Here is a 9,091-nt window from a genome sequence, read left to right as displayed (position 1 = left end):
AGTTTTATAAAATTTTTCCCCTTTTAATTCAAAATTCAACATTCAAAATTCAAAATTTTATATAAAGTTTTCCTTAAGATTATCTAAACCCATACATTTTGTAAAGCGTTATGGAATTAACTATAATATTCACATATTGCCATAACAAGACCTTCATCTGTAAAGGTAGAAGCAATAATATCGGGAACAAACCCATTGTCCATTAGAGCCTTGCTGGTTATAGGTCCTATGCTTGCAATTTTAAGAGAAGGAATATTTTCTACTAGCTTAATGAAGGAATAAACACAAGATGGGCTGGTAAAGCAAATTACATCTATTTCGTTGTTTTGGATGATGCTTTTTATAGGGCTTGGGTCTTGTTCTGTTGGCTTTGCCTCATATAATATAAGGCTTTCCACATTTGCACCTTTCTCAGAAAGGCCTGAAATAAGAATATCCCTTCCCTTCTTTGACCTTATAACAAGGATCTTTTTGTCCTTGATGCCTTCCTTTAAAAGCACCTCAAGCAAGGCTTCTTGCTGGTAAGTTTCTGGCATAATATCTACCTTAATTTTAAGCCTTGCTATCTCATCCCTTGTTTTCTCTCCAATTGCCGCAATCTTTGGCCCATAAAAACCCCTTAGATCATCCAATTTTTCAAAGAATAGCCTAACGCCATTGGTGGATGTAAAGACAAGCCAATCGTAGGTATTTATCCTTTCTAAGATATAAGGAAGGCTGGGATCATTATATCGAACAATGGAGATTATGGGAAATTTGATCACAGATGCCCCTTTATCAAAAAGCATATTTGCCAGGTTATCTATTTGTCCTTCTGGCCTTAAAATAAGGATTTTCTTTCCAAATAAGGGCTTTTTCTCAAACCAGAGCATTTTTTCTCGCAATTTCACAACCTCGCCAATTACAATCACCCCAGGTGGGGTAATATTGTTTTCTTTTACCAATTTTGGCATTTCTTTCAAACTTCCTGTAATTGTTTTTTGATCGGGAAGGCTTCCCCATCTTATAACCGCGGTTGGTGTTTTTGGGTCTTTTCCATTTTCTATGAGGTTTTGGACAATCTCTCCAATATTTTCAATCCCCATAAGGATAATGAGGGTTCCACCTATTTTTGCCATTTCTTTCCAACTAATATTTTCATTATCCTTTCTATGGCCGGTAATGATTGTGCAAGCTGAGGCATAACCCCGATGGGTTATAGAGATTCCAGCATACAAGGGGCAAGCAAGTGCCGAGGATATTCCCGGGATTATCTCAACCTCAACCCCTTTTTCCATAAGATATAGCGCCTCCTCTCCACCTCTTCCAAACAAGAAGGGATCCCCTCCTTTAAGCCTTGCCACAATATTTCCGCTTTGGGCAAGGTTATAAAGAAGGCTGTTTATCTCATCCTGCTCCATAATGTGATTTTGCCCCATCTTTCCTACACACAAAAGGCTTTTGTTTTTTGGGAGGGTATCAATTATCTCTTTTGAGACAAGGCAATCGTATAAAATTATATCTGATTCCTCAATTGCTTTAATTGCCTTTAGGGTAAGAAGAGAAGGGTCGCCTGGCCCTGCTCCGATAAGGTAGACCTTTCCTTTCAAGGATTAACAAAGGTAAGCCAGGGATGGTATTGGGGAAGGTTTCCTTTTACCGCATCAAAGAATATATTTTGTATCTTCTCGGTTAAAGGACCCCTTTTGCCATCTTTGATTATCCTTCCATCTACCTCCCTTATGGGTGTAATCTCTGCCGCTGTTCCAGTAAAGAATAGCTCATCAGCAAAGAATAACTCATCCCTTAAAATATCCCTCCTTTCAAATGAAATCCCCAAGTCATCTGCTATTTTTATCACAGATTGGGCGGTAATGCCATAAAGAGAGCCAGAAGCTATAGATGGGGTAAATAATTTTCCATTCTTTATCAGAAAGATATTTTCACCTGGACCTTCTGATACTAAACCTTGAGTATTTAGCTGGATTGCCTCATTGTATCCACATTCCAAAGCCTCTATCTTTGCCAAAATTGAATTTGCGTAGTTTCCCGAGTTTTTTACCTGGGGGGGGAAGATTCTTGAATCCATCCTTAGCCAGGATGAGATCTTACACCTTATCCCCTCCTTTATCCCCTCTTCTCCCAAATATGTCCCCCAGGGCCAGACAGCAATGGCAAAATTTACCGGGTTATTCAAGGGAAAAAGACCCATCTCTTTAAATCCAAAATAGGCAATCGGTCTTATATAACAAGCATCCAACCTATTTATCCTAATAAGCTCACAGATTGCTTTACAAATATCCTCCTCTGTATAGGAGACCTTCATCTTGCAGAAATGCATACCCGAAAACATCCTTTCAATATGCTCGGCTAGCCTAAAGACAGCAGGTCCCTTCTCTGTCTTATAACACCTTATTCCCTCAAATATTGCCATCCCATAATGGAGGGAGTGTGTCAGGATGTGGATATTACAAGCATCCCAATCCACAAACTCACCATCCATCCAAATCTTATCCGTTTTTTCCATTTCTTTCCTCCCTTAGGCCTTTTGCCCGATCATTTATTTCTTTTAATTTTAAATAAAGCAAAAGCCTTTCTTTATTGTTTAATAATTTTTTCCATTTTACAATAATCTCCTTCATTTTATCAAGCCCTTTTATGATATTCTCCTGGTTGGTTAAAAATATATCATTCCAAAGTAAAGGCTCGGAAAGGGAAAGCCTTGCCATATCACGAAAGCCAGAGGAGATAAGAGATAAAGCCTCTTTTCTTTTTAAGACAAGCTCAACCAGGATGTTTGAAACAATATGTGGGATATGGGATGATAAGGCAACCAGCTCATCGTGAAGCTCTGGGTTCATTTCAATTACATTTGCTCCCATTCCTTTCCAAAGAGAGGATATAACCTCCTTTGCCTTTTTATCTGTTCGGCTATTCGGCGTTAGGACAACATTGGCATTGAGAAACAATTCACCAGATGCAAATTTTATCCCAGATTTATGAGAGCCTGCCATAGGATGGCAGCCAACAAACTTTGGGATTAAGGGAGAGAGATTTTTTACAATTTCAGCCTTTGTTGAACCAGCATCAGAGACAATAGCCTCTTTTATAAATTTAGAGACCTCTTTTCCTATTTCTATAATTGATAAAACAGGTGTGGCAAGGAAGATAACCTCTACTTTTGCTAGCTCTTTGTAATCTTTCCCTATCTCATCAATTGCCCCTAATTTTTTTGCCTCCTCTAGCCTTTCTCTATTCCTTCCAAAGCCGATTATTGAGGAGCAAAGCTTATTTTTCTTTAAGCTTAACCCAATTGAGCCGCCAATCAATCCAAGACCAATTATTCCAACCCTGATTTTTCACCTTCCCCGGAGAGGCTGGGATTTGAACCCAGGATACAAGTTTTGCCTGTATAACTGCTTAGCAGGCAGCCCCATTCGACCTCTCTGGCACCTCTCCTTTATAATTTAAATTTTTATCCTCATGATCAATTTAAAATTTGCAATTCCTCTTAAAAAGGAAGGTCTTCTTCGGGAGGAAGGGGTGGTTCTTCTTCAATAATTTCTTCCTCTTGTGGCCTTCCTGAAAGAAATTGAACCGTCAATCCTACTATTTCAACCACGGATTTCTTTTGACCATCCGATGTTTCCCATGAGCGTTGACGAAGCCTTCCATCAACAAAAACAGCAGATCCCTTTTTAAGGTATTGATTGCAATTCTCTGCCTGTTTTCCCCAAACAACAACGGGAATAAAGCTTGTCTCATCCTTTGTCTCACCCTGAAGGGTGTACTTTCTGTTGACAGCTACGGTAAAGCTTGTAACAGCTGTTCCAGATGGAATGTATTTTAGCTCAGGATCCCTTGTCAAATTCCCCATAATTATTGCCCTTGAGTATCCTCTCATTCTTCCTTTACCTCCTCTTCATTCTCTTTTTCCCCTTCCTTTGGAAGGGGATTTTTTCTTTTTGTAATAAGAAACCTCAAAACATGTTCTGAAACCCTTAAGACCTCTGAGATTAAAGAAATTGCCTCTTTTTTTACAGAAAATCTTATAAGCAAATAAAATCCTTCTAAGTGTTTCTTGATTGGATAGCTAAGGGTTTTTATACCCCATTCATCAATATGCTCAATAAAACCATTGTTTTCATTGATAATTCCAGTAATTTCAGATGTAATTTTTTCCCTTTTTGCTTCTTTTTCATCAAAAATAACCATTAGGTCATAAAATTTATTTTCCATAAAAATATTATACAAAATAAATCCTTTTTAAGTCAAGATTGACAGATTAAGCCCAATATTTATATCCTATATGTTTATGCTTTTGGATAAAATCATAGGTCAGAGAGAAGCAATATCATCTTTAAAAAACCTTTTAAGAAGGAGGGATATCCCTCCTTTAATCTTTTATGGAAAGAGCGGAATTGGAAAGAGAATGGCAGCAATTGCTTTTGCCGGGGCTATAAATTGCGATGATAATGGTTGTGTTTTTTGTAGCTCTTGTAATAGCCTTAAAAACCATCCCGACATAAGGGAAATAAAGGATGAGCAGGGCTATATAAAGATTGATACAATAAGGGAGATAATAAAAGAGGCAAATCTTAAGCCAACCTATAAGAAGAGGGTCTATATAATTGATAATGCCCATCTTCTTACCCCTTCTGCATCATCTTGTCTTCTTAAAACATTGGAGGAGGCAACCCAATTGTTTATTCTAATTACAAGCTCAATAAATAGCCTCCTTCCCACAATTAGATCCCGCTGTTTTAAAATAAGGTTTAAGCCCCTTTCTTTAAATAGCTTTAAATCCCTTGGTATAGAAGATGAGATGTTAGTTGAAATGTCGGGAGGAAGTATGGAAAAAATATTAAATTATAGCAAGATAAACATAGACGAAGAAAAAAAAGCCCTTTCATTATGGGTCTCTTCTCTTAAAACAAAGTCTCCTTTTCTTCTCATAGAGGAGCTTGTTAAGATGTATGAAAGGTTTCCACATACATTAGAGCTTCTCCTTTTTATCTTTAAGAAAAATGGCCTTTATTTTATGATTGATAAAGTTTTAGAGGCAAAAGAAGCTCTAAAAGCAAATGTCCATAGAAGGCTTGCTTTAGAAAAGATGGTATTTGGGATAACAAATGATTAGAGAGGTAGTGGGAATAAGGTTTTTAAAGGATCCTAGGATAAACTATTGCGATTGTGGAGAGATCTCAATTGAAATGGGCAAAATGTATCTTGTTGAGATGGAAGGATATTGTGATATAGGCTTAAGTGTTGAAGGGCCAAAGGTTTTAGATGATGAGAAAATAAAAGAGCATATTCCAAGGATTATCAAGAAGGCATCCGAAGAAGATCTAGAAAAACAGAAGCTAAATAAAGAAAAAGAGGAGCTTTCTAAAAAGCTTTTTATAGAAAAGGTAGAAGCCCATAACCTTGATATGAAGTTTATCGATGTTCACCTCTCTTTGGATGAAAAAAAGTACACATTCTATTTTAGTGCAAACGAGAGGGTTGATTTTAGAAACCTTGTTAAAGAGTTTTCGAGCTCTTTGGGTTCTAAAATTGAGCTTTATCAGATAGGGATAAAGGAGGAGGTAAAGCTGTTTGGGGGTTTTTCCTGGTGTGGAAGGGAACCCTGTTGTTCTAAATTTTTAAAGGAGATTAAAGGTGTTAATATAAAGATGATAAAGGAACAAAATCTATCTATGTCTTTTTCTAAGATAATAGGTGTATGTGGAAGGTTTATGTGCTGCCTTGCTTTTGAATATGAGTTTTATAAGGAATTTAGAAAAAAAACACCAAAAGAGGGCTCTTCTTATAAAACAGAGGAGGGAATTGGTATTATTGAAGAGGTCTGTCCAATCAGATCCTCCATAAAAGTAAAGCTTGAGGATGAAAGAATAGTAGAAGTTAAAATTTAACATTGCAAATTTATCATTTAAAATGCTAAATGAAATATTACATTACCACCCCCCTTTATTATGTAAATGATATTCCCCATATTGGCCATGCATATACAACGATTGCCGCTGATTGCATTGCAAGGTATAAGAGGCTTAAAGGATTCGATGTTTTGTTTATCACAGGCACAGATGAGCATGGACAAAAAATAGAGCAATCTGCAAAGGAAAAGGGTATTTCTCCTCAAGCCCTTGCAGACTTTCAATCAGAGAATTTTAAATCTCTATGGAAGAAGCTTAATATTTCATACGATGATTTTATAAGGACAACGAGCAGAGGGCATAAAAAAACAGCAAAATATGTATTTGAGCTTATCTATAAAAATGGCGATATCTATCGGGGGCAATACAGCGGAAATTATTGCATACCCTGCGAAAGCTATTGTTTAAAAGAAAAAATTTGCCCATCTTGCGGAAGAAAGACAACATTTTTAGAATCTCCAACCTACTATTTTTCTCTTTCAAAATATAAAGAGAGGCTTCTTTCATATTTTAAGGAGAATTCAAATTTTATTAAGCCTTCCTTTCGGTCTACTGAAATGGAAAATATAGTAAAGGATGGGCTAATGGATTTAAGTATTACAAGGAGAGGTCTTAAATGGGGAATCCCAATTTCTTCTGAGGATGTTATATATGTCTGGTTTGAAGCTTTAACAAATTATTTAACCGGTGCGGGTTTTCCTGACAATAAAGAGAAATTTGAAAAATATTGGCCACCTGACCTACATCTGGTGGGAAAGGATATCTTAAGGTTTCATACAATAATCTGGCCTTCTATGCTTTTTTCTTGTGGTCTTTCCTTACCAAAAATGGTTTTTGGACATGGGTGGTGGAGGATAAAGGGAGAGAAGATGTCAAAGTCTTTAGGAAATGTTGTTTCTCCATCTGAATTAGCCGATGATGTAGGAGCTGATTGTTTAAGGTATTTTCTCTTAAGAGACCTTCCTTTTGGCTTGGATGGAGATTTTTCATATCAAGCCCTTATCCAAAGGCTTAATTCTGACTTAGTAAATGACCTTGGAAATCTTGTCTCAAGGACACTTGCTATGGTAAATAAATATTTAGGAGGGATTATTCCAGGAAAGAGTGATGGAGGGGCTTTATGGGAATCTGCTTTTAATATCATTAAAAATATGGATTCCTATTTTGATGAATTAAAATTTCATACATACCTTGAGGTCGTTTGGGCTTTTATAAATGAGTGTAATAGATACATTGACAAAGAAAAACCCTGGGCAATTCCTTCTAAAAGAAGGCTTTGTGATTGCCTTTATAGGTTACTTGAAAGCATAAGACTAATTGCTTTATTTATCTATCCAGTAATGCCAGATGCAGGTCTGAAGATTTTAGAAAAACTTGGGTTTTCCCTTTTAAACACAGAATGGGGAGGGCTTGCACAGGGAATAAAAATTTCCCCTCCTTCACATCTATTTATAAGAAAATCTTAATACCTTTTTTGACATCTGCCTCTAAATATGTTATTATTTTAATATGGATTTAAGTAAAAAGGTTTTTCCGATTGCTAATAAGGTTAGATGGTTAATGATTGCCCTTTCTATATTAACTGTTGTCCTTATTGCAAAAGAGAATGCGACAAAACCCGAGATATTTATTCCCCTTTTAATTATTACATTTTACAACCTTATTGCCAATTTTCTTTACAAAAAGATAACCTCTTTTAGGATTTGCTATCTTGAAAGCACACTTGATATATTTTTTGTCTCATCCCTTATTGCCTCAACGGGTGGAATAAAAAGCCCATTTTATTTATTTTATTTTCTCATCCTTATATTTGCTGCCTGCTATTACAGAACAAAGGGTGCTATTATCTTAAGCTTTGGGGTCTGTCTGATATATTTTCTTATCTTTTTTGTTTAAAAAGATGTAAGCCTTTCCCCCTATCTTTTAATAAGAATTCCTCTATTTATTGTTATGGCTGGAATGGGCTCTGTCCTTGTTTCTGAAACAATGCTTTGTGAAGAAGCCCTTGAGGATGAAAGGCAGCAGGCAAAGATTTTGCAACCACGTCTTCAATCAACGATGTATGAATTGAATATGGAATCAAAGAAGCTACAAGAGCTTTGTAGCATCTCATTAAAAATGGATGAAGACCTTCCTTTTAAAAAGAGACTTGATTATATTATTCAAGAGATTATGGGCTTTTTAAAGACAGACATCAACCTTATATTCCTTTTAAATCCCGAAATAGGAAGGTTAGAGCTTATAGCAAGCTCTGGAAAACCTTCTGTGGCTATACCACAATTTAAGATGGGAGATGGTTTTGTGGGAGGGGCTGTAAAGGAGGGAAAGACAATAATTATCAATGATGTATATATGAAGGATGAGCCAAATTATAGCTTTCTTAAGGAGATTAAGCTTCTCTCTGCCATTTCTGTTTGCCTTGGTCTTCCCGATTCTCCACAGGGGCTTATCCTTTGTGGCTCTTATGCAAAAAGGAGGTTTTCTGATAAAGAGAAGGTCTTTCTTGAGCTTATTTCTAATATCGTTTCATTACATCTTAAGAATGAAAGGTTTTATGAGGAGATAAGTAGATTAAGCATAACCGATAATAAAACAGCCCTCTTTGCCTATTCATTTTTTGAAAATAAGCTTAAGGAAGAATTTGCAAGGAGTATGAGGATTTTAAGGCCTTTATCCTTAATAATTATAAAGCTTGAGCTTCCTTCTTCTCTTTCTGAGGTTCAAAAAATAGGGCTCATTATAAATTCACAGACAAGGGCTGATGATATAGTCTCGTATAACGATGGAAGGTTTTACATTTTAGCCTTAAGGACAGGAAGGAATAGGATTATGATTTTGGTAGAGAGGATAAAAAAGGAAATAGAGGCAAACACAGGGTATTTTCCCATTATTGGTATTGCCTGCTATCCCTCATCAGAAACATCGCATATTGAGTTTTTAAGGAGTGCAAACTCTGCTTTGGCAAGTGCATTTAAACATAAAAATAGGGTGGTTATTTCAAATGGATAAAGGAAAGGGAAAACATATGTGGTATGTGTTTAGATAATCTTAAGGAAAACTTCTGATATTTCGCAACCTTAACCTTAAGTTTCTCCTTTTTTCCCTTCAGAAGGACTCCCAAGATTATAAGGAATACCTTTTATCCTTCTCATTTATAGTATCTTCCATTACTTAGT

10 protein-coding genes and 1 tRNA gene are annotated in these 9,091 nt (G+C 36.2%); 5 read left to right on the top strand and 6 right to left on the bottom strand.

All coding sequences use genetic code 11. The features are described from left to right. Positions 1-116: 116 nt before the first annotated feature. From cobA to rpsF, 6 genes are all read right to left on the bottom strand, one after another. On the bottom strand, positions 117-1,589 hold the full coding sequence (cobA, locus tag AB1397_07375) for a uroporphyrinogen-III C-methyltransferase (GenBank protein MEW6482794.1): 1,473 nt from the start codon (positions 1,587-1,589) through the stop codon (positions 117-119). After that, positions 1,586-2,506, bottom strand: coding sequence for a branched-chain amino acid transaminase (locus AB1397_07370; GenBank protein ID MEW6482793.1), 921 nt, complete (start codon positions 2,504-2,506; stop codon positions 1,586-1,588). Before AB1397_07370 ends, cobA begins: the two co-directional genes overlap by 4 nt. Next, complete coding sequence (locus AB1397_07365) at positions 2,490-3,320, bottom strand: prephenate dehydrogenase/arogenate dehydrogenase family protein (GenBank protein ID MEW6482792.1); 831 nt, start codon at positions 3,318-3,320, stop codon at positions 2,490-2,492. Before AB1397_07365 ends, AB1397_07370 begins: the two co-directional genes overlap by 17 nt. 28 nt (positions 3,321-3,348) lie before the next feature. After that, positions 3,349-3,438: transfer RNA gene (locus AB1397_07360), tRNA-Ser, on the bottom strand. Positions 3,439-3,490: 52 nt separating this feature from the next. Continuing rightward, positions 3,491-3,883, bottom strand: coding sequence for a single-stranded DNA-binding protein (gene ssb / locus AB1397_07355; GenBank protein MEW6482791.1), 393 nt, complete (start codon positions 3,881-3,883; stop codon positions 3,491-3,493). Beyond that, positions 3,880-4,218: a 30S ribosomal protein S6 gene (gene rpsF, locus AB1397_07350; GenBank protein MEW6482790.1), complete on the bottom strand. Its 339-nt coding sequence runs from the start codon at positions 4,216-4,218 to the stop codon at positions 3,880-3,882. The genes ssb and rpsF overlap by 4 nt, the downstream gene beginning before the upstream one ends. A 76-nt stretch (positions 4,219-4,294) precedes the next feature. Between rpsF and AB1397_07345 the strand changes: the two genes are divergently transcribed. The 5 genes from AB1397_07345 to AB1397_07325 all read left to right on the top strand — a co-directional run bounded on the left by AB1397_07345 (position 4,295) and on the right by AB1397_07325 (position 8,924). Then, positions 4,295-5,119, top strand: a complete 825-nt coding sequence (locus AB1397_07345; protein MEW6482789.1) for an AAA family ATPase — start codon at positions 4,295-4,297, stop codon at positions 5,117-5,119. Further along, positions 5,112-5,894 carry a regulatory iron-sulfur-containing complex subunit RicT gene (ricT, locus tag AB1397_07340; GenBank protein ID MEW6482788.1) on the top strand — a complete coding sequence of 261 codons (783 nt, stop codon included), beginning with the start codon at positions 5,112-5,114 and terminating at the stop codon, positions 5,892-5,894. The genes AB1397_07345 and ricT overlap by 8 nt, the downstream gene beginning before the upstream one ends. A gap of 29 nt (positions 5,895-5,923) precedes the next feature. Continuing rightward, positions 5,924-7,381: a methionine--tRNA ligase gene (gene metG, locus AB1397_07335; protein ID MEW6482787.1), complete on the top strand. Its 1,458-nt coding sequence runs from the start codon at positions 5,924-5,926 to the stop codon at positions 7,379-7,381. A gap of 43 nt (positions 7,382-7,424) precedes the next feature. Further along, on the top strand, positions 7,425-7,811 hold the full coding sequence (locus AB1397_07330) for a hypothetical protein (GenBank protein ID MEW6482786.1): 387 nt from the start codon (positions 7,425-7,427) through the stop codon (positions 7,809-7,811). A 63-nt stretch (positions 7,812-7,874) separates the two neighbouring features. Beyond that, complete coding sequence (locus AB1397_07325) at positions 7,875-8,924, top strand: GAF domain-containing protein (protein MEW6482785.1); 1,050 nt, start codon at positions 7,875-7,877, stop codon at positions 8,922-8,924. Positions 8,925-9,091 lie beyond the last annotated feature (167 nt).

Source organism: bacterium (assembly GCA_040756715.1).
Taxonomy (GTDB): domain Bacteria; phylum UBA9089; class UBA9088; order UBA9088; family UBA9088; genus JBFLYE01.
This window is presented reverse-complemented; position numbering and strand designations above follow the sequence as displayed.

What these genes read in the sequence shown, in the direction of transcription:
- rpsF (MEW6482790.1), bottom strand. Translation starts at nt 4,218, where the DNA reads ATGGAAAATAAATTTTATGACCTAATGGTTATTTTTGATGAAAAAGAA.
- metG (MEW6482787.1), top strand. Translation starts at nt 5,924, where the DNA reads ATGAAATATTACATTACCACCCCCCTTTATTATGTAAATGATATTCCC.
- AB1397_07330 (MEW6482786.1), top strand. Translation starts at nt 7,425, where the DNA reads ATGGATTTAAGTAAAAAGGTTTTTCCGATTGCTAATAAGGTTAGATGG.
- AB1397_07345 (MEW6482789.1), top strand. Translation starts at nt 4,295, where the DNA reads ATGCTTTTGGATAAAATCATAGGTCAGAGAGAAGCAATATCATCTTTA.
- AB1397_07325 (MEW6482785.1), top strand. Translation starts at nt 7,875, where the DNA reads ATGGGCTCTGTCCTTGTTTCTGAAACAATGCTTTGTGAAGAAGCCCTT.
- ssb (MEW6482791.1), bottom strand. Translation starts at nt 3,883, where the DNA reads ATGAGAGGATACTCAAGGGCAATAATTATGGGGAATTTGACAAGGGAT.
- ricT (MEW6482788.1), top strand. Translation starts at nt 5,112, where the DNA reads ATGATTAGAGAGGTAGTGGGAATAAGGTTTTTAAAGGATCCTAGGATA.
- AB1397_07370 (MEW6482793.1), bottom strand. Translation starts at nt 2,506, where the DNA reads ATGGAAAAAACGGATAAGATTTGGATGGATGGTGAGTTTGTGGATTGG.